Here is a 15,988-nt window from a genome sequence, read left to right as displayed (position 1 = left end):
GCTGGCCAAGCCAATGAATATTACTGCGATCTATCCCGGTACCTTCGATCCGATTACCAACGGGCATCTGGATTTGATCCACCGCGCCTCGAGGCTTTACCCGCGGGTGATCGTCGCGGTCGCGGTCAGCCGGGGCAAACAGCCGTTGTTTTCGTTGGACGAGCGGGTCGATCTGATTCGGGAGGTGGTCACCGAATTCAGCAACGTCAGTGTGATCGGCTTCGACACGCTGCTGGTGGATTGCGCCCGCCAGCACCAGGCCAGCGTGATCATCCGCGGTTTGCGGGCGGTATCGGATTTCGAATACGAATTCCAATTGGCCGGCATGAATCGCCGTTTGTGCCCGGACATTGAGACCGTGTTTCTGACCCCGGCCGAACAATACGAATTCATTTCGTCGAGCATGATTCGCGAAATTGCCCAATTGCATGGCGACGTTTCCAGTTTCGTGCCCGACTTGGTCAAGCAACGTTTAACCGAAAAATTTTCCGAGGAGTAACTATGGCACTCATCATCAGCGACGACTGTATCAATTGCGATGTCTGCGAGCCGGAATGCCCGAACGGCGCGATTTCCCAGGGTGAAGAGATTTACGTGATCAACCCGTCTTTATGCACCGAGTGCATCGGTCACCACGACAAGCCGCAATGCATGGAAGTTTGTCCGGTGGACTGCATCGACAAGGATCCGGACCACGCCGAAGACAAAGACTCGTTGTACCGCAAGTATTTGAAACTGACGGCGTGATCTTTATGTGGTCGGCGTGGCCTGCGATGTTCTATGGCAATAGCAGTCGCATTGGCCGCATTGGCGATAACTCGAAGCCGTGGCGGCGGTAAAAACGTTGTCCGGCGCTGTTATCGGCGTCGGTCAGCAAGGTAATTCGCCGGCAACCCTGCTGTTTGGCGAATGCCACCGCATGTTGCAGTAGCGCAGAGCCGATTGCGCCGCCGCGCCGGTTTCTATCCACCACCATATCTTCCAGCCAGGCCACGGGCGAACCCAGAGCCGTCGATACGCTGAACAGCAAATTGACCATCCCCAGAATTTCGCCGTCGCGCCGCGCCACCAAAATCCGCCCCAGTGCCGGTTGGGCAATGATTTGACTCAAGCCGCGGCGTTGTAGCGTTTCGTCCGCGACAAATTCGGCTTCCTGTTCGAACAATTGCGCCAACAGGCGGCACATTGCCGGAATATCGGCCTCGGTGGCGGTAACGATTTGCATGCTCTGATCTCCTGCTTAACTTAACCCCATAGTCTTGTCGAGTCTAATACAGTAGCGTCGGGCGACGGTACTGTTGGCTGATTGCGGTGCGGTCGGCGCCGTTTCGGCGGTTTGCCTTGCCTGCCCAATCCCTATCATCTACAATCCCCGACCTTCTTTCAGGTGTTGGCGCCGAATCTCGGCCAAACTTAAACAGGAAGTCGGTGCGGCAAATTTCGTTTTGCCCATGCCGACGCTGCCCCCGCAACGGTAGATAAGTAAAGAGCCGCGTTTTTGCCACTGTGCGTTTTGCATGGGAAGGTGCGCGGTTCAGGCCTTCAAGCCGCTTATAAGCCCGGAGACTGGCCCGGAGGATCATTCGAGACAGCGGAGGGCTGTTACGGAATGGTCAGAGCCTGTGCCTAGCCCGTTCTCCGCCTATTCTCTCGCCGATATCTCCTCTGTCGTTTTTTACCCGGATGCGCGGTGGGCGCAGAGGACATTATGCAAAAAAAAATAATCATGGCTTTGCCACTGGCCGGCATTAGCGCGTTTGTACCCGGCTTCGCCGACGACCAAGCCGCCAATTTAGCCGAGACCGTGGTGACGGCGACGCGGTCGGAAAGCAACCAAACCGAACTGGCGACCGCAACGACCATTTACACCCGGCAAGATATCGAACGCTTGCAGGTCAGAACTTTGCCGGAGCTACTGAAAGGCTCGGCCGGCATCGACATGGTGCAGAGCGGCGGTTACGGCAAGGACACTAACGTGTTCATGCGCGGTACCAATTCCGATCACGTACTGGTGTTGGTCGACGGGATCAAGGTCGGTTCGGTGACAACGGGTACCACGCCGTTCCAATTTATTCCGGTGGATCAGATCGAACGGGTCGAGATCATCCGCGGGCCGCAATCCAGTTTGTATGGCTCGGAAGCCATCGGCGGCGTGATTCAGATTTTTACCCGAAAAGGCGGCAATAGCGAGCGGCCGAATATCGCGCTGGAAGCCGGCGGCGGTTCTTACGACAGTTATAAAGGTTCTGCAGCAATCAACGGAAAGCTGGGGAATGCTTGGTATAGTCTCGGCGCCTCTCAATTTGGCAGTCAAGGTATCAACGCGCGAAGCGGCGTCTCCTTAAGGGAAGGCTTCAATCCTGATCGCGACGGTTACAATAACACCGGCTTAAATGCCAGGGCCGGTTACCGCTTCGATAACGGTGCCGAGGTCGAGGCGTTTTTTTTACGTGCGGAGGGCGAGACCGAAATCGATAACTCTACACTCAGCAGCACGATGTTCATCAACCAAACGGTTGGGGCCACAGCCAGCAAGGATTTCAACGATGTCTGGCGGTCGACGTTGCGTGTAGGACAAAGCGTGGATGATTCGGACAATTTTAGCCATAGCGGAGTGTTTGCCAGTAACTTCGATACCACCCGTTGGAATGCAAGCTGGCTGAACCAGCTCAATCTGCATAAAGACCAGCAACTGACCTTGGGGGCAGATTACCGGCTGGACGAAGTCCAAAGCACGACGCGTTATGCGGAAAACTCGCGCTACGATGTCGGCGGTTTTGTCGAATTGCATAGCCGTTGGTTCGAGCGGCATTTCACCAATGCCACGTTACGCTGGGACGAAAACCAAGCCTTCGGCAGCAGTCTGACCGGCAATTTCGGCTGGCGCTTCAATTGGGATCACGGCTTGAGCGCTTTCGCCAGCTTCGGCAACGGATTCAAGGCGCCGACCTTCAACCAGCTGTATTTTCCCGGCTTCGGCAATCCCAATCTGCAGGCGGAGCAGTCGACCAATTTCGAAGGCGGCTTCGCCGGGAATCACGCATGGGGGCAATGGGAAATTCGCGCTTACCACAGCAATATTGATAATTTGATCGTGTTTAGCGGCCGGCCGTTAACGGCCAAGAACATCGGTAAGGCCCAAATCGATGGTATCGAAGCGGAAATCTCCGGCGAGCTATTCGGATGGCGCAACAAGCTGAGCATGAATCTGCTGACGCCGAAAGATCGGGCCAATAATTTGCGGTTACCGCGGCGGGCCACGCAGACGCTGTCTTACGACATATCGCGCAGTTTCGCTGCGTTCGACGTTGGTGCTGCGGTGCTGGCGCAGGGCGAGCGCTTTGACAATACGGCCAATACCGTCCGCCTGGGCGCTTTCATGACGATCGATCTTCGCGCCGCTTACCATGTCGATAAAAATTGGATGTTGAGCGCCAAACTCAATAATATGCTCGACCAGCAATATCAAACCGTCAACACTTACAACAATTTCGGTAGAAATTTCTTTTTCTCTATCCATTACAATTACTGACCTTTTTTTCGGAGCACACTATGAACTCGAATCGATTTTTGGCCGTGAAACCCGGCGCCGTGGCGTTGATGGCGTTGATGGCCGCGACCCGGTTTCACCACTTCGGTACGCCGTTTGCGCTGCCCGACGCCTCGCTGGCAGTGTTCTTCTTTGCCGGCCTTTGGCTGGGCGGCCGTTATTTGTTCGCGCTGCTGTTGTTGGAAGCCGGTTTGATCGATTATCTGGCGATTACCAAATTGGGCGTCAGCGATTTTTGCGTTTCCAACGCTTACGGCTTTTTGGTCGGTTCCTACGGGGCGATGTGGCTGGGCGGCCGGTGGTGCCGCAAATTCACGGCGCTGACCGCGGTGTCGGCGACGCAACAATTCGCCGCGTTATGGGCGGCTGCCACGCTGGCGTTTTTGATTTCGAACGGTAGCTTTTACTGGCTGTCCGGGCGTTATCCCGAGCCGTCGTTCGGCCAATATCTGGAGCGGGCGGCGATGTACTATCTGCCGCACTTGTCGTCGACTTTGATTTACGGTGTCGTAATCTTCGGTTTGGTTAAAGCCGGCAAAGCTTTGCTCGCTGGCAAAGCCGCGCAGCAAGCGGTTTAATTTCGTTCGGGGCGGCGCGGTCCGCCCTGTCTCCCGTCTCCGATAGTCCGCACGCCGGATAGGCGCGGCGGCTCCCGTCTTTGCATTATTGAATGGCGTTGTTCTCGATTGTGCTGCTGGCTGTCGCCCTGGATTACGTTCTGGGCGAGCCGGACAATAATTACCATCCGCTAGCCGCATTCGGTCGTTGGGCGACTTCGGTCGAGCGGCGTCTGCTCAAACCCGAGCAGAGTCCGACCCGGCAAAAACTTGCAGGCGTTTGCGCCTTGGCGCTGGCTTTATTGCCGTGCGCGGCGGCATTGCCGATATTGCTGCTTCCGGACCAATGGCAAACTTTGTTCGGCATAGCGCTGCTGTATTTTTGTATTGCTCCGCGCAGCCTGCAACAGCATGCTGAAGCCGTGCGAGTGGCCTTGGCGGCGGGCGATCTGGAGCTGGCTCGCTGCCGGGTGGGCTACATGGTCAGTCGCGACACCGCAGGGTTGGACCAAGCCGCGGTCAGGCGGGCGGCAATCGAGTCGGTATTGGAAAATGGCGCCGACGCGGTATTCGCGCCGATTTTCTGGTTCGTGATCGCCGGCCCTTTTGGCGCCTTGCTCTACCGTTGCTGCAATATTCTGGATGCGATGTGGGGTTACCGTAACCGCCGCTACCGATATTTCGGCTGGGCTGCGGCGCGCTTGGACGATGTTCTGAATTGGGCGCCGGCCCGGTTAACGGCGTTCAGCTATGCGTTGCTGGGCCGCACCGTTCCGGCGTTAAGGGCCTGGCGCGAACAGGCCGGGTGGCTGGAAAGCCCCAATGCCGGCCCGGTCATGGTAGCGGGCGGCGCGGCGCTGAATCTGCAATTGGGCGGCCCGGCCGTCTACCACGGCCAGTTAAAGCCCAAGCCCTGGTTCGGCGGCGAGCAGCTGCCGGAAAATGGTGACATTGCTCGAGCCAGCGGCCTGGTTTACCGAACGCTTTGTTTATGGCTGTTATTGATTGCAATGGGAGGCGGATTTGCTTGAGCATGGCGGCCGCTTGCGGCAGGCGGCGAGCCGTTACGGCATTCCGTTGGCGGAATGGCTGGACCTGTCGACCGGCATCAATCCGAACGGCTGGCCGGTGCCGGCAGTGCCTACCGAGTGTTGGCAACGTTTGCCGGAAGACGACGACGCATTAATGCCGGCGGCGAGAGACTACTACGGAAATTCGTCGATATTGGCTGTGGCCGGTTCGCAGGCGGCGATTCAAACGCTACCGTTGTTACGCGGCAGGTCGCGGGTCGGCGTATTGGCTCCGGCTTACGCCGAACACGCTGCGAATTGGCAGCACGCCGGGCATCAATTGATTGAGTTGGCGTTTCATGCCGAGGTGATCGAGCGGGCACTGGATGATTTGGATGTGTTGATTGTCATCAATCCGAACAACCCGACCGGCACCTTGTGGGAGCCGGACCGCTTGTTGAATTGGCATCGGCGCTTGAGTCGGCGCGGCGGCTGGTTGCTTGTCGACGAAGCGTTTGCGGATAGCATCCCGGAATACAGTTTAGCGGCGTTGCCGGTACGTCCAGGCCTGATCGTGCTGCGTTCTATCGGTAAATTTTTTGGCTTGGCCGGGATCCGCTGCGGATTTGTAATCGCCGAAGCCGAGCTGCTGGTGCGGCTGGCCGAAGCGCTGGGGCCTTGGTCGATCAGCTATCCCAGCCGTTACGTCGCGGCGGCGGCATTGGCGGATCGTGAATGGCAACAGAACAATTCTATCGAGTTGAAGCAGCAAGGCCAGCGCTTGCGACAGTTGCTGGATGCGGCCGGTTTCGCGCCGACCGGCGGCTGCGATTTATTTCAGTGGGTGGCCAATGAAAAGGCAGCGTTGCTGCACGATGCACTGGCCAGGCAAGGGATTCTGACCCGTTTGTTCGATTCCCCGGCCAGCTTGCGCTTTGGCTTGCCTGGGAATGAGCAGGTTTGGTACAAGTTGGCTAGGGTTCTTAGGGATCCGAAAAGTCAAGAATTACGCGACTTTGCGCGACCTTGAGTACAGATAGACCAATGCGGATCCCATCAACCAAATTGCTCCGGGCAAGGGTACCGGCTGCACAGGAATCGATTGAACGTTGTAGCTCGTGATGATTCCGGCACCACGAAAATCCTCATTAGTGCCTAATTTCCGATTGATTTCCAACACAAAAAACTTAGGCTCTGGTAATTTTAATAACGCTTGATAATCGTGGCTTTCCAAATCAGTAGCGTTAAAAGTGTTGCGGTCGAAAAACGCAGTTAACGAAAATTCGGCTCCTGAAATCAAATTGTTGCCCGAATATTTGTTGTCCAATGACGCCATGCTTATTGTCAACGTGTCATGGATGATCGAAGGGATAATTCCGGCAAATCCGCGTTCCGCAACGGTGCTCTCGGATATTGCAGGTTCATCGTCGAGAAAATAAGCTGTGATAATGTGGTTGCCCAACGAAAAGGGTTGGCTGTTGATGAGCAACGACGACGATGTGTTTTCGGTATACATCAGCCGTAGGTCTCCCGGTGCGGAGTCGACATAATTCGGCGAAAATGCATTTAAAGTCATTTGTCCGGAAAACGTACCGTTAATGAAGTTGACAAAATCGCCGCCATAGGTAAATTGCAGTGCGGCTTGCGGACTAGCTGAGTAAAGCACGAGAGAGAGAAAAGCGAGTAAAGTCTTCATAGTCTTTCCTTAGGTTGGATTGGCGGGTTCGCTCTGCAGGCTGTATCCTCTTTCAATGAGAGGGCGTTGCGACTCGGGAACGATCTCGTTCGCTAGTTTGGATTATCCCTTCAGCCTAAGATCAACGTCAACCGATAATTCCCGAATAACAATGGTTTGAATTCAATTCGGCTCTGGCTGGATTGATTCGGAGTCAAGTATGATTCGGAAATATTACCGATCTGTTAACGATTCGCTGAAGAGGGAATCAATGGCATGGAGAGAGAACCTTCGCTGAATTGGCGGCAATCGCTCGATTCCCGGTATTGGATGTTGGCCGATTTAGCGGTTGTCAAAACAGCTTATCCAATATCGACATCACAATTTCCACGGCAATCAGCCAAATGATGATCCACTCCAAGGTCGACGAATGCTGGTGTTTCTGCTCGTCGGCCAGCATCTCCAGCAGCTCGTGGATTGTCTCCAACTTTTTTGACAATACGTCGGTGCGCGGCTGGATTTCCAAATAATTCGCAGCCATCGAATAAATGCCTTGGTATTCCGGATGTTCCCAGAAAAATTCCGGCGTATCGAGCAGGTCGTAGTTGAGGATGATGTCGCTCTTGGTCAAGAACAACTTGCCGCGGATTTTGGCCATGGCCTTGCGGTTCAGTTTGATCGTGCCTTCCCTGGCCAACGACTGCGGCAAGTGGCTGGTGGCCCGGATCGTGTCGATGGCGTTACCCTCGAAGGCCGCAAGTTTGATTGACTGCGCCATCGCATGCGATAACGCCAGCAGCACTTTGACGTCCGCCGATTGCAATTCGATATGGTCGTGCTGGAACCGGTCCTGCTCGCAACCCACTTCGTAGCTGAAGTTGTCTTCCTGCGGTTCGTCGTCCGGCTTGATGGCGTAATCCAGCAACAATTCCTGCAAACTGCGGCGGTCGTCCAGATTCAGATTCCAGCACACCATCACACCGTAAGCGAACACGATCGCATAGCCGGTTTTGTAATCAATGATCAATGCATTGCGGAACAATTGGGCGCGGGTGGTTTCCAGCAGTTTTTCCCGTAGCGCCGAAAAACGGAATGATTGCGCCAAACAAACCGTCAAGCAACGTTTAATGGCTCTTTCTTCTGTCATGGTGATGGTCTCGGGTCGGATTGAGCTTAGTTTGCAACATCTTGCCGGCAAAATGGTTAAAATAACCGTTTAAATTCACCTACCGAAAGCTCATTGCTAAGCGTCATGTCTACCAACTATAACACCGATGATTTGAGAATTTGCGAAACCAAGGACGTGGTAGCGCCGATTCAGGTTCATGAAGAAATTCCGATGACGGAATTCGCGGCAGCCAATATCCTGAAAACGCGGGCGGCAATTCATAACATTCTGACCGGTGAAGACGACAGGCTGCTGGTCATCATCGGCCCCTGCTCGATACACGATCCCAAGGCCGCGGTGGAGTATGCACAGCGTTTGAAACAGGAAATGGATGCGCTGCAAAACGATTTGGTGATCGTGATGCGGGTCTATTTCGAAAAGCCGCGCACCACGGTCGGTTGGAAAGGCTTGATCAACGATCCCGATTTGAACTCCAGTTTCAACATTAATAAAGGATTGCGACTGGCGCGCCAGGTCTTGCTCGACGTCAATAATCTAGGGGTGCCGGCGGCGACCGAGTATCTGGATTTGATCACGCCCCAATACGTGTCGGACCTGATTTCCTGGGGTGCGATCGGCGCCCGCACCACCGAGAGCCAGGTACACCGGGAGCTGGCTTCCGGCTTGTCCTGCCCGGTCGGCTTCAAAAACGCGACCGACGGCGGAATCAAGATTGCGATCGATGCGATTAACGCGGCGATGAGTCCGCACCACTTTCTGTCCTTGACCAAGGAAGGCCGCTCGGCGATTTTTTCCACCCGCGGCAACGAAGACGCCCACATCATTCTGCGCGGCGGCAACAATCGGCCGAATTACGACGAAGTCAGCGTCGAGCAAGTCGCCGAAGGTTTGGTCGCGGCCGGTTTGCGGCCGAATATCATGATCGACTTCAGCCATGCCAACAGCTCGAAAAAATACGAGCGGCAAATCTTGGTCGGCCAGGATGTGGCCGATCAAATCCGCGGCGGCGACAAACGCATCATCGGCGCGATGGTGGAAAGCCACTTGGTCGGCGGCCGCCAGGATGTCGAAGAGGGCAAACCGCTGGTCTACGGCCAAAGCATCACCGACGCCTGCCTGTGCTGGGAGGACAGCACAGAATTGTTACACCATCTGGCCGGTGCCGTGCAACGCCGCCGCACTGCCCATACTCACAAGGCTTAAATTCATGAAAATACTGGTAAACGGCGACAGCCGGGAAATCGGCGAAAACGCCACCGTTGCCGATCTGATTGCCGAGCTGGGCTTGGCCGGTAAACGCATCGCGGTCGAATTGAACAAGGAAATCCTGCCTTACACCCAGCATGCGACGCAGCGCCTGCAAAACGACGACAGGCTGGAGATCGTCCAAGCCATCGGCGGCGGCCAGGACGATTTTTTCACGCTGGCTGGTAAACAATACCGCTCGCGCTTGCTGGTCGGCACCGGCAAATACAAAGATCTGGAAGAGACCCGGCTGGCCACGGAAGCCAGCGGCGCCGAGATCGTCACCGTAGCGATTCGCCGCACCAACATCGGCCAGAATCCCGGCGAGCCCAACTTGCTGGACGTGATTTCGCCGGACAAATACACCATCCTGCCCAATACCGCCGGCTGCTACACCGCCGACGATGCGGTCCGCACCTGCCGTCTGGCGCGGGAACTGCTGGGCGGGCATAAGCTGGTCAAGCTGGAAGTGTTGGCCGACCAATTGACGTTGTTTCCCGACGTCGCCGAAACCTACGTCGCCGCCGAATTGCTGGTCAAGGACGGTTTCGACGTGATGGTGTATACCAACGACGACCCGATCGCCGCCAAACGCTTGGAAGAAATCGGCTGCGTCGCGGTGATGCCGCTGGCCGCGCCGATCGGCTCCGGCTTGGGCATCCGCAACCCATACAACATTTTGACCATCGTCGAAAACGCCAAGGTGCCGATTCTGGTCGACGCCGGCGTCGGCACCGCCTCAGACGCGGCGATTGCGATGGAATTGGGCTGCGACGGCGTGTTGATGAATACCGCAATTGCCGCTGCGAAGAATCCGGTGCTGATGGCCTCGGCGATGAAAAAAGGCATCGAAGCCGGCCGCGAAGCCTTCTTGGCCGGCCGCATGCCGCGCAAACGCTTTGCCTCGGCGTCGTCGCCGATTGATGGGTTGTTTTTGTAGCGCCGACTGGTGTTCGAAGCTGTATCGATCATTCTGGATCTATTGATCTCGCTGGTCGAGTTCGTCGGGTTATGCCTGAAATTCATTTTAAGGAAAGCGGGCTGTTCCGAACAGAGTGCGTCGAAGCTGGTGAATGCTTTGGGGTGGTTTCTGCTGGCAGTTTTCCTGTTGAGCTTGGCCGCTTTACTGATTAAGAAACTCGTGACGGCCAAGGCCCCTTGGTTCGGGCGTGATCCCTTGAAAGAGATAGGATATGCCTCAAAAATTCGGGCCGAGCTTGTCGGTTTGGGCTGTGTCAATCCGACCTACCTTTGAGCCGAGGAAGCACGGTAGGATGTAAGCCGACAATCGTTGCTAAGATGTCCGATGAAAGTCAGCGAAATTTTGAACCGATTGCAAGTCGACGCTTGGGTTCTGATAGCTACCCGTGGCAGCCATCGCCAGTTTAAGCATCCCAGTAAAATCGGCCGCGTTACCGTCGCGGGAAAACCAAGCGATGATTTGGCGCCTGGAACGTTAAACAGCATTCTGAAGCAAGCAGGATTAAAGGAGTAAAACGATGCGTTATGCCGTTGTCGTTGAAAAAGTCGAGCAGAACTACTCGGCCTATGTGCCCGATTTACCGGGCTGTGTCGCTACCGGGCAGAGTGTGGAAGAAGTTGAACGTGAAATTCGCTTGGCGATCGCATTCCATATCCAGGGCCTCAGGGAAGACGGTTTACCGATTCCGTTGCCGACCAGTATTGTCGAGTATCTCGAAGTTGCAGCCTGATCAAGTCCCGCCCCATGTCCGATAATCAAGCCGACGTAATAGACGACGTAATCTGCTACTGCAGCGGCACCACCGCTCAACAAATCAAGCAACTGCTCGACGACGGCGTTACCGATCCGGAGCGTATCTCCCGCATCACCGGCGCCGCGTCGGGGTGCGGCGGCTGCGAGTTCGAGTTTCAGCAATTGATCGCCGCGTATAGCCAAGGGGTCTGATTTGGATGGCCTGCTGCGACGATCCCACCGAACCGAAGAAACTCGATCGCCGGGAACTGATTCGCTTGCAGGAGCAATACGGTGAGCTGGTGCGCGACCTGTTCACCGAAGACCCGGAGCGGGTGATTCTGAAATTATTGAACGGCGCCAGTCCCTATCTGACCGAATTGGCCGCGTTGAACGCGTATCATGCCTCGGTCAGGCTCAGGGCCATCGAGTTGCTGGACCATAACAGTGCCGCCGTGCTGCGCCAGATCGTCGACAAACACGCCGGCAGCGAATTTGCCGCCGCCGCCCAAGCCCGCTTGGCTCAATTGCAACGCTAAACCACCATTCTTTCTTCCCCACGCCGCTTCGACGGGGACCGGCACGATCACCGGTAAATTCCTTGCTACAATGCCGCGCAATTGAATCCGGCACAGGTGGACGAATCATGCGATTGTTATTGGTAGAAGACGATGCCATTTTAGGCGATGGCCTGAAGGCCGGCCTGACCTTGGAAGGCTACGCGGTCGACTGGCTGACCGACGGCGCCCAGGCCGACGAGGCATTGAAGCTGAACCATTACGACCTGATCGTGCTGGATCTGAATCTGCCGCGAATGGACGGCATGACGGTTCTGAAAAACCTGCGCCGGCGCAAGGACAGCACGCCGGTGTTGGTGTTGACCGCCCGCGATGGCATTGCCGAACGGGTGGCGCTGTTGGATAGCGGTGCCGACGATTTCGTCGCCAAACCCTTCGACTTGGCCGAGATTTGCGCCCGCTTGCGCGCGCTGGCGCGCCGCCACGAAGGCCATAGCCTGCCGTTGCTGGAGCACAAGGGCGTTACGGTCGATCCGGCCGCGCACCAGGTGTTCTACCACGGCCAGCCGGTCGATCTGGCGCAAAAAGAGTTCGAAGTGCTCAGTTATCTGATCAGCCACGTCGGCCAGGTGATTTCCCGGGCCCGCCTGGAAGAAGCGCTTTACGCCTGGGGTTCGGAGGTGGAGAGCAACGCGGTCGAGGTGCATATCCACCATTTGCGGAAAAAACTCGATACCAATTTGATCCGTACCATCCGCGGCGTCGGCTACATCATCGACGACAACTGATGGCCAAACGCCTGCGGTTGGCGCCGCGTTCGTTGAAAAAGCAGCTATTGCTGTCGCTGCTGTCGTCTTTGCTGCTGGTCTGGGGCGCCACCGCGTATATCAATTACCGGCAAACCCGCGACGAAATCGCCGAACTGTTCAATGCCGAATTGGCGCAATCGGCGCGGGTGGTGCACGCCTTCGTCGAAAACATGCTGCGCCAGCGGGCTCTGACCAAATTGTGGGAGCGCGAGAAAACTCCCGAGCTATTCGACACGCCGATTCTCGGCCATAAATACGAACGCAAGATCGCCTTCCAATTGCGTTCGGTGAAAGACGGCGTGATCCTGCGCTCGGAGAGTGCGCCGGAATTTGCCTTGTCGCTGACTCGCAACGGCTACAGCGAAACGCTGATCAACGAACAACTCTGGCACGTCTTCAGTCTGAGTAGCGAAAACGGCGAGTACGTAATCCACGTCGGCCAGCGCGAGGATATCCGCCGGCAATTGGTGGAGAGTATCGCCGGCCAGCAAATCGTCGGGGTCTTGATTGCGCTGCCGATCTTGGGCTTGGTGATCTGGTGGATCGTCAGCCGCACGCTGTCGCCGGTCAACCGCTTGCAGCAAGAGCTGGCCAGCCGCGAGGCCGGCTACCTGCAGCCTTTGTCGGAACAGGGCTTGCCGGACGAGATGCGGCCGGTGGTGCAGCAAATCAACAGCCTGTTCGCGATGCTGGAACAAGCCTTCGCCAACGAACGCAATTTTACGTCCGACGCCTCGCACGAACTGCGTACCCCGCTGGCCGGCTTGCAAACTCAATTGCAGGTGGCGCAAAAAGCCGCCGATCCCGCCATGCGCAGCCAGGCCATTGCCAAGGCGCAGCAGGCGGTGGTCAGAATGACGCATCTGGTACAGCAACTGTTGACCTTATCCCGCGTGCAACACCAGGCCGGCATCGCCATGCAGCCTGTCGACGTCTATCAGACTTTGGTCGATACCCTGGCCGATCTGGACCATCTGGCGCACCCTAAGCATATCGAGCTCGAATTGCACGGCCAAGCCGGCCTGGCGGTGGAAGCCAATCCGCAATTGCTGCAAATTCTGCTGCGAAATCTATTGGATAACGCCATCAAATACACTCCCGCAGGCGGTGCGGTGCGGACCACCTGCGGCCGCGAGGAGGGATGGGTTTTGATTACGGTAGACGACGATGGGCCGGGGGTGGCCGACGGCGAATACGAACGCCTGAGCCAGCGCTTTTACCGTTGTGTGGAAACGGCGCATACCGCCGAGGGCAGCGGCTTGGGCTTGTCGATCGCACAGCGCATCGTCGCGTTGCACGGTGCCGAGATTGGTTTTGCCAAATCGGCGATGGGCGGTTTGCAAGCCCGGCTGCGCTTGCTTGCTAAGGCCAGTCCCGGTTAGCGTGATCTGGACTGCTTGGCTACGGTTGGAAACGCAGCACTTTGCCGATTCTGCTTTCGGTCGCGATATGGTGTAATCGGCGCTTTTCGATCAACCCGTTATTAGGCCATGCCGAATTCCAGGACCGCTCATTTTTGGATTGCGCTATTTAGCGTTGTTGGATTGCCCGGTTGCGGCGATATCCCCGGCCTCGGTCAACCGGCCGCCAAGCCGCTGGCTGCGACGCTAACGGCGCCGGTCGATCTGCCGGCCTTGCACTTGCAAAATGTCGCCAGTTTCGATGTGTACCTGGACCGGAACCGGCTGCATGCCGTTTTCCTGGCGACGGCCACCGATACTAAAACGCCTTCTGTTGCCTACCTGCATTCCGACGATGGCGGCTTACACTGGTCGGCGCCGCAAGCCATCGCGCCAAGCGCCGGCCGGCCGATCGAATCCAAAGCCGGGAACGATATCCAGATCGCCGCCCGCGGCGAGAATCTGCTGGCGGTTTGGCAAGCCACCGGCGAATTGCCCGGCATGGGTCCGCTGGCCAGCGCCTATTCCAGCGATGGCGGGCAAACCTGGGCTGCCGGCGCCAAGCCGACCGGCAGCGATGCCGACCAGTCCCACCCCGATTTGCTGGCGGACGCCGAAGGCCGCTTCCATGCCGTGTGGCTGGACGACCGGGACGAAAATGGTTACCAAGGCCTGCGTTATGCCCGCTCCAACGACGCCGGCCAACATTGGGAACTGGCGCAAACCATAGACGACACCAGTTGTTCCTGTTGCTGGAACCGGCTGGCGGCGGGTGCGGACGGCGGGATAAATGCGTTGTATCGGGATATGGTGCCGCGCGACATGGCACTGGCACAGTCGGCCGACGCGGGAGCAACCTGGCGCCGGGCCGGCAGCGTCGGCGCCTTCGATTGGCGGTTCGACGGTTGCCCGCACAACGGCGGCGGTTTGGCGCTGGCCGATGACCGAACTTTGCACAGCGTGGTCTGGACCGGCGCGGAAAACCGGGTTGGGTTGTATCATATGCAATCCAACGATAACGGCGCCAGTTGGACGCCGCCGCAACGTCTGGGCGAAGGCCCGGCGTTCCATGCCGATATTGCCGCCGGCTCCGGCCGATTGGTGGCAGTGTGGGATGCATTGGGGCCGGAGGGTTCGCGGGTCTATTTCAGCGAATCGGCCGATAGCGGCCGCAGCTGGTTGCCGGCCCGGCAATTGTCGCCCGCCGCGGCATCCTTTCCGCGCATCGTGGCGACGCCGAACGGGTTTTTGGCGATGTGGCTGGAGCAATCGCCGACCGGCAAAGTCTGGTCGGCAGCCGTTTTACAATAAGTTTACGAATTTAAGAGGTGGTCATGCCCAAGTTAGACATAACAACAATAATAAAACCCGGCTTGCTGGCGCTCGCGCTATTGAGTCCGTTACCGGTTTTTGCCCATGCGATTCTGGTGAAGTCGCAGCCGGCCAAGGACGAGACGCTGACCGAATCGCCGAAGCAAATCGATTTGTGGTTTAACGACGCGGTGCGCAGCGAGTACAAGGCGCTGGCCGTGATCGACAGCACCGGCAAACGGGTCGACAACCACGACGTCGAGCAAAGCCTGACCAACGGCGCCAATATCCACGCCACCGTGCCGACGCTGGCGCCCGGCGTCTATACCGTGCGTTACCGGGTGGTGTCCGAAGATACCCACATCGTTACCGGCAAGTTCGAATTCACCATCAAACCTTAACCGGCTTCAGTCATGACAATTCAAAGATTTTCCGCGTTTTGGGCGCTAGTCCTGCTGGGCGCCGTGTTGCTGAGCGGTTGCGACAAACTCGATTTCGGCACCAAACAATCCAACGCTCTGGGTAATCGACCCGACCTGGATTGCATTATTGCCAACGATTTTTACGCGGTGCATTTCAGCGCCTACCTGCAGCCCGACAAGAACGACAAAACCGTCGACGCCAAAACCGCCTTCGTCCCGTTTTGCCAACAAATCCCGCGCGCCGGCAAAATGTTTTTCACCGCCGATTTGATCGATCGCGACATCCGCAGTACGCCGATCGGCATCCGCTTGGTGGAAGTCGAAAAAACCGGCCAAAAAGCGCCGGATGACATCCGCGAAATTCGCACCGTCACCGAAATTCCGGCCAAGCTCTATCCGAAAGGCGCCGTCGAAGCCCAAGCCGATGTCGATAAAACCGGCGATTACGTCTTGTATCTGCTGATCGGCGACGCGATCGAGGAAGACGATAAGTTCCGCGTCGCCTTGCAAGTCGGTGTGGCGCCGGACGGCCAGCAACCGCCCTGGCTGGTCATCGGCGGCGTCGCTGCGGCGATCGCGGCAGTGGCAGGCTTTCTGGTTTATTTGCTGCGCCGGAAACGCAAAGCCGCCGCAGAGCAGGAATAAAGC

21 protein-coding genes and 1 riboswitch are annotated in these 15,988 nt (G+C 57.1%); of the genes, 18 read left to right on the top strand and 3 right to left on the bottom strand.

Translation table 11 applies throughout. The features are described 5' to 3' along the window. The first annotated feature begins 13 nt into the window (after nucleotides 1–13). Together coaD and ACH518_RS03625 are read left to right on the top strand one after the other, a co-directional pair. Nucleotides 14–499, top strand: coding sequence for a pantetheine-phosphate adenylyltransferase (gene coaD, locus ACH518_RS03630; protein ID WP_140910784.1), 486 nt, complete (start codon nucleotides 14–16; stop codon nucleotides 497–499). 2 nt (nucleotides 500–501) lie between these two features. Further along, nucleotides 502–747 carry a YfhL family 4Fe-4S dicluster ferredoxin gene (locus ACH518_RS03625; RefSeq protein ID WP_140910763.1) on the top strand — a complete coding sequence of 82 codons (246 nt, stop codon included), beginning with the start codon at nucleotides 502–504 and terminating at the stop codon, nucleotides 745–747. Nucleotides 748–778: 31 nt separating this feature from the next. Here ACH518_RS03625 and ACH518_RS03620 read toward each other — a convergent pair whose 3' ends face one another. Further along, nucleotides 779–1,225 carry a GNAT family N-acetyltransferase gene (locus tag ACH518_RS03620; RefSeq protein ID WP_445371901.1) on the bottom strand — a complete coding sequence of 149 codons (447 nt, stop codon included), beginning with the start codon at nucleotides 1,223–1,225 and terminating at the stop codon, nucleotides 779–781. Between the two features lie 143 nt (nucleotides 1,226–1,368). Beyond that, nucleotides 1,369–1,589, top strand: a riboswitch (cobalamin riboswitch). A gap of 119 nt (nucleotides 1,590–1,708) precedes the next feature. Here ACH518_RS03620 and ACH518_RS03615 point away from each other — a divergent pair. The 4 genes from ACH518_RS03615 to cobD all read left to right on the top strand — a co-directional run bounded on the left by ACH518_RS03615 (nucleotide 1,709) and on the right by cobD (nucleotide 6,147). Continuing rightward, on the top strand, nucleotides 1,709–3,532 hold the full coding sequence (locus ACH518_RS03615) for a TonB-dependent receptor domain-containing protein (protein ID WP_445371900.1): 1,824 nt from the start codon (nucleotides 1,709–1,711) through the stop codon (nucleotides 3,530–3,532). 20 nt (nucleotides 3,533–3,552) lie between these two features. Further along, nucleotides 3,553–4,128, top strand: a complete 576-nt coding sequence (locus ACH518_RS03610) for a hypothetical protein (protein ID WP_445371899.1) — start codon at nucleotides 3,553–3,555, stop codon at nucleotides 4,126–4,128. 92 nt (nucleotides 4,129–4,220) lie between these two features. Beyond that, complete coding sequence (gene cbiB / locus ACH518_RS03605; protein WP_445371898.1) at nucleotides 4,221–5,138, top strand: adenosylcobinamide-phosphate synthase CbiB; 918 nt, start codon at nucleotides 4,221–4,223, stop codon at nucleotides 5,136–5,138. Beyond that, the gene (gene cobD / locus ACH518_RS03600) at nucleotides 5,131–6,147 is read left to right on the top strand and encodes a threonine-phosphate decarboxylase CobD (RefSeq protein WP_445371897.1); all 1,017 of its coding nucleotides are present in this window, start codon (nucleotides 5,131–5,133) and stop codon (nucleotides 6,145–6,147) included. The genes cbiB and cobD overlap by 8 nt, the downstream gene beginning before the upstream one ends. Here the strand turns inward: cobD and ACH518_RS03595 are convergent. Together ACH518_RS03595 and ACH518_RS03590 are read right to left on the bottom strand one after the other, a co-directional pair. Then, nucleotides 6,124–6,813 (bottom strand): hypothetical protein, encoded by a 690-nt coding sequence (locus tag ACH518_RS03595; protein ID WP_445371896.1) that lies wholly within the window; start codon nucleotides 6,811–6,813, stop codon nucleotides 6,124–6,126. The genes cobD and ACH518_RS03595 overlap by 24 nt on opposite strands. A gap of 331 nt (nucleotides 6,814–7,144) precedes the next feature. After that, nucleotides 7,145–7,939, bottom strand: coding sequence for an RMD1 family protein (locus ACH518_RS03590; RefSeq protein ID WP_445371895.1), 795 nt, complete (start codon nucleotides 7,937–7,939; stop codon nucleotides 7,145–7,147). A gap of 105 nt (nucleotides 7,940–8,044) precedes the next feature. Between ACH518_RS03590 and aroG the strand changes: the two genes are divergently transcribed. From aroG to ACH518_RS03530, 12 genes are all read left to right on the top strand, one after another. After that, complete coding sequence (gene aroG, locus ACH518_RS03585) at nucleotides 8,045–9,124, top strand: 3-deoxy-7-phosphoheptulonate synthase AroG (RefSeq protein ID WP_140910755.1); 1,080 nt, start codon at nucleotides 8,045–8,047, stop codon at nucleotides 9,122–9,124. A 4-nt stretch (nucleotides 9,125–9,128) separates the two neighbouring features. Further along, nucleotides 9,129–10,106, top strand: coding sequence for a sulfur carrier protein ThiS (gene thiS / locus ACH518_RS03580; RefSeq protein ID WP_256609008.1), 978 nt, complete (start codon nucleotides 9,129–9,131; stop codon nucleotides 10,104–10,106). Between the two features lie 9 nt (nucleotides 10,107–10,115). Then, nucleotides 10,116–10,421: a hypothetical protein gene (locus ACH518_RS03575; RefSeq protein WP_445371894.1), complete on the top strand. Its 306-nt coding sequence runs from the start codon at nucleotides 10,116–10,118 to the stop codon at nucleotides 10,419–10,421. A 51-nt stretch (nucleotides 10,422–10,472) separates the two neighbouring features. Further along, nucleotides 10,473–10,661: a type II toxin-antitoxin system HicA family toxin gene (locus tag ACH518_RS03570; RefSeq protein ID WP_445371893.1), complete on the top strand. Its 189-nt coding sequence runs from the start codon at nucleotides 10,473–10,475 to the stop codon at nucleotides 10,659–10,661. Between the two features lie 4 nt (nucleotides 10,662–10,665). Next, nucleotides 10,666–10,878 carry a type II toxin-antitoxin system HicB family antitoxin gene (locus ACH518_RS03565; RefSeq protein WP_140910751.1) on the top strand — a complete coding sequence of 71 codons (213 nt, stop codon included), beginning with the start codon at nucleotides 10,666–10,668 and terminating at the stop codon, nucleotides 10,876–10,878. A gap of 14 nt (nucleotides 10,879–10,892) precedes the next feature. Continuing rightward, nucleotides 10,893–11,093, top strand: a complete 201-nt coding sequence (locus ACH518_RS03560) for a (2Fe-2S)-binding protein (RefSeq protein WP_445371892.1) — start codon at nucleotides 10,893–10,895, stop codon at nucleotides 11,091–11,093. Nucleotides 11,094–11,098: 5 nt separating this feature from the next. Beyond that, nucleotides 11,099–11,419 (top strand): hypothetical protein, encoded by a 321-nt coding sequence (locus tag ACH518_RS03555; RefSeq protein WP_445371891.1) that lies wholly within the window; start codon nucleotides 11,099–11,101, stop codon nucleotides 11,417–11,419. A 107-nt stretch (nucleotides 11,420–11,526) separates the two neighbouring features. Beyond that, nucleotides 11,527–12,186 carry a response regulator gene (locus tag ACH518_RS03550; RefSeq protein ID WP_445371890.1) on the top strand — a complete coding sequence of 220 codons (660 nt, stop codon included), beginning with the start codon at nucleotides 11,527–11,529 and terminating at the stop codon, nucleotides 12,184–12,186. Then, nucleotides 12,186–13,589 (top strand): ATP-binding protein, encoded by a 1,404-nt coding sequence (locus ACH518_RS03545; RefSeq protein WP_445371889.1) that lies wholly within the window; start codon nucleotides 12,186–12,188, stop codon nucleotides 13,587–13,589. Before ACH518_RS03550 ends, ACH518_RS03545 begins: the two co-directional genes overlap by 1 nt. A gap of 108 nt (nucleotides 13,590–13,697) precedes the next feature. Continuing rightward, a complete protein-coding gene (locus ACH518_RS03540; RefSeq protein ID WP_445371888.1) occupies nucleotides 13,698–14,918 on the top strand; it encodes a sialidase family protein in 1,221 nt (406 codons plus the stop codon). A 23-nt stretch (nucleotides 14,919–14,941) separates the two neighbouring features. Beyond that, nucleotides 14,942–15,319, top strand: a complete 378-nt coding sequence (locus tag ACH518_RS03535) for a copper resistance CopC family protein (protein WP_140910745.1) — start codon at nucleotides 14,942–14,944, stop codon at nucleotides 15,317–15,319. A gap of 12 nt (nucleotides 15,320–15,331) precedes the next feature. Further along, nucleotides 15,332–15,985 (top strand): hypothetical protein, encoded by a 654-nt coding sequence (locus tag ACH518_RS03530; protein ID WP_445371887.1) that lies wholly within the window; start codon nucleotides 15,332–15,334, stop codon nucleotides 15,983–15,985. Nucleotides 15,986–15,988 lie beyond the last annotated feature (3 nt).

The sequence above is a fragment of the Methylomonas sp. HW2-6 genome (assembly GCF_052474525.1).
The sequence above is the reverse complement of the archived record's forward strand: the minus strand, read 5'-3'. Positions and strand labels throughout refer to the sequence as shown.

Excerpts from the sequence above, each read along its gene's own strand:
- coaD (WP_140910784.1), top strand. The coding sequence starts at position 14 with ATGAATATTACTGCGATCTATCCCGGTACCTTCGATCCGATTACCAAC.
- ACH518_RS03625 (WP_140910763.1), top strand. The coding sequence starts at position 502 with ATGGCACTCATCATCAGCGACGACTGTATCAATTGCGATGTCTGCGAG.
- ACH518_RS03620 (WP_445371901.1), bottom strand. The coding sequence starts at position 1,225 with ATGCAAATCGTTACCGCCACCGAGGCCGATATTCCGGCAATGTGCCGC.
- ACH518_RS03615 (WP_445371900.1), top strand. The coding sequence starts at position 1,709 with ATGCAAAAAAAAATAATCATGGCTTTGCCACTGGCCGGCATTAGCGCG.
- ACH518_RS03610 (WP_445371899.1), top strand. The coding sequence starts at position 3,553 with ATGAACTCGAATCGATTTTTGGCCGTGAAACCCGGCGCCGTGGCGTTG.
- cbiB (WP_445371898.1), top strand. The coding sequence starts at position 4,221 with ATGGCGTTGTTCTCGATTGTGCTGCTGGCTGTCGCCCTGGATTACGTT.
- ACH518_RS03595 (WP_445371896.1), bottom strand. The coding sequence starts at position 6,813 with ATGAAGACTTTACTCGCTTTTCTCTCTCTCGTGCTTTACTCAGCTAGT.
- ACH518_RS03590 (WP_445371895.1), bottom strand. The coding sequence starts at position 7,939 with ATGACAGAAGAAAGAGCCATTAAACGTTGCTTGACGGTTTGTTTGGCG.
- aroG (WP_140910755.1), top strand. The coding sequence starts at position 8,045 with ATGTCTACCAACTATAACACCGATGATTTGAGAATTTGCGAAACCAAG.
- thiS (WP_256609008.1), top strand. The coding sequence starts at position 9,129 with ATGAAAATACTGGTAAACGGCGACAGCCGGGAAATCGGCGAAAACGCC.
- ACH518_RS03570 (WP_445371893.1), top strand. The coding sequence starts at position 10,473 with ATGAAAGTCAGCGAAATTTTGAACCGATTGCAAGTCGACGCTTGGGTT.
- ACH518_RS03565 (WP_140910751.1), top strand. The coding sequence starts at position 10,666 with ATGCGTTATGCCGTTGTCGTTGAAAAAGTCGAGCAGAACTACTCGGCC.
- ACH518_RS03560 (WP_445371892.1), top strand. The coding sequence starts at position 10,893 with ATGTCCGATAATCAAGCCGACGTAATAGACGACGTAATCTGCTACTGC.
- ACH518_RS03555 (WP_445371891.1), top strand. The coding sequence starts at position 11,099 with ATGGCCTGCTGCGACGATCCCACCGAACCGAAGAAACTCGATCGCCGG.
- ACH518_RS03550 (WP_445371890.1), top strand. The coding sequence starts at position 11,527 with ATGCGATTGTTATTGGTAGAAGACGATGCCATTTTAGGCGATGGCCTG.
- ACH518_RS03545 (WP_445371889.1), top strand. The coding sequence starts at position 12,186 with ATGGCCAAACGCCTGCGGTTGGCGCCGCGTTCGTTGAAAAAGCAGCTA.
- ACH518_RS03540 (WP_445371888.1), top strand. The coding sequence starts at position 13,698 with ATGCCGAATTCCAGGACCGCTCATTTTTGGATTGCGCTATTTAGCGTT.
- ACH518_RS03535 (WP_140910745.1), top strand. The coding sequence starts at position 14,942 with ATGCCCAAGTTAGACATAACAACAATAATAAAACCCGGCTTGCTGGCG.
- ACH518_RS03530 (WP_445371887.1), top strand. The coding sequence starts at position 15,332 with ATGACAATTCAAAGATTTTCCGCGTTTTGGGCGCTAGTCCTGCTGGGC.